The following is a 316-nucleotide window of genomic DNA, read 5'->3' as shown; positions in this document are numbered from 1 at the left end:
TCTGCACCACGTCGCCGCTCTTGAGTTCGGTGCGCAGCGGCACTTCCTCGTTGTTGATGCGCGCGGCCGTCATGTGGTTGCCGACCTTGCTGTGGATGGCATAGGCGAAGTCCACCACGGTGGCACCTGTCTCTTATACACATCTGACGCTGCCGACGAAATGCGAACAGTGTAGATCTCGGTGGTCGGCGGAGCATTAAAAGGGGGGGGGGGGGGGGGGGGGGGGGGGGGGGGGGGGGGGGGGGGGGGGGGGGGGGGGGGGGGGGGGGGGGGGGGGGGGGGGGGGGGGGGGGGGGGGGGGGGGGGGGGGGGGGGG

General features: G+C 73.4%; 1 pseudogene. It reads right to left on the bottom strand.

Annotated elements, in window-relative coordinates:
• Positions 1-127, bottom strand: a pseudogene (locus JHD82_RS29400) (TGS domain-containing protein); the annotation flags it as partial.
• Positions 128-316: the final 189 nt, after the last annotated feature.

The organism is Delftia sp. ASV31 (assembly GCF_016428765.1).
Lineage (GTDB): Bacteria > Pseudomonadota > Gammaproteobacteria > Burkholderiales > Burkholderiaceae_C > Comamonas > Comamonas acidovorans.
The sequence above is the reverse complement of the archived record's forward strand: the minus strand, read 5'-3'. Positions and strand labels throughout refer to the sequence as shown.